Source organism: Haloferax sp. Atlit-6N (assembly GCF_003383195.1).
Classification (GTDB): Archaea; Halobacteriota; Halobacteria; order Halobacteriales; family Haloferacaceae; genus Haloferax; species Haloferax gibbonsii.
Map to the genome: position 1 here is coordinate 1 of NZ_QEQJ01000021.1, position 1,024 is coordinate 1,024.

At 64.6% G+C, this 1,024-nt stretch carries 1 protein-coding gene and 1 pseudogene; one reads left to right on the plus strand and one right to left on the minus strand.

Features of this window, described 5'->3' with window-relative positions; all coding sequences use genetic code 11:
* Window positions 1–429, plus strand: a pseudogene (locus tag DEQ92_RS20875) (cell division control protein Cdc6); the annotation flags it as partial.
* Between the two features lie 55 nt (window positions 430–484).
* Here DEQ92_RS20875 and DEQ92_RS20880 read toward each other — a convergent pair.
* On the minus strand, window positions 485–1,024 hold a 540-nt coding region (locus DEQ92_RS20880; RefSeq protein WP_115821716.1), incomplete at its 5' end, for an HAD-IIA family hydrolase.

The following is a 1,024-nucleotide window of genomic DNA, read 5'->3' on the forward strand; positions in this document are numbered from 1 at the left end:
ATCGACATTCTTCGGTACGCCGGTGAGATTGCGCAATCGAAAGGCGCACAGATCGTTCGCGAGGAGTTCGTGACGCAGGCCCGCGAGCGTGCAGAGACAGATCGCTTCCGCGAACTCATCCGCGGGTCGACGCCGCACTCCCGGTACGTGTTGCAGGCCCTCGCGATCCTCTCACTGTCGAGCGAGCGACAGGAAGGATTCCGAACGAGTCGCGTCTACGAGGTCTACGAGAACATCTGCGACGGTCAGGGCTCGGATACGCTCTCGCTACGCCGCGTCCGCGACTTACTGAAAGAACACGCGTTCCTCGACATCATCGAGCAGTCCAAACACAGCGGTGGAAGCGCCGAGGGGAGCTACACGAAGCACCAGCTTCTGGAGGATCCTCAGGTGGTCAAAGACGTCCTGACCGAGAGCGACGACGTCTGACCGGACTTCCGGTCCCGAGTACGCTGTCGGCATCGTCGACTCCGGCGACGGACCGTCACTCCACGAGGAGAGCTTCGACATCGGCGATGGAGTCGAGGACGTAATCGGGATCGACGTTCACGTCGGCGATCATTTCGCGGTCAGTCACTCCGGTGAGCACGAGGACGGTGGTCATCCCGGCACGGTCTCCCATCCGGATGTCCGTCTCGATCCGGTCGCCGACCATCAGGCAGTCGCCGGGGTCGACGCCCACTTCCCCGAGCGCCGTCTCGACCATCGTCGCGGACGGCTTCCCGAGCACCTCGTCGACGGTCTGTCCCGTCACGCCTTCGATCGCGCCGATCATCCCCGCGGCGTCCGGGATGGCACCCTTCTCAGTCGGACAGGTCCGGTCCGGATTCGTCGCCAGGAACGGCGCACCGTCTTCGAGCGTTCGGAGCGCGGTCTCGAGCGTGTCGTAGTCGAAGTGGCGGTCCATCGATGCCACGACGATGTCGCCCGGCGTCTCTGTCACTGTCGTGACGCCCGCCTCCCGGAACTCCTCGAGAAGCGGGGCTTCGCCGACGACGAACGCCGCCGCGGAAGGGAAGCGTTC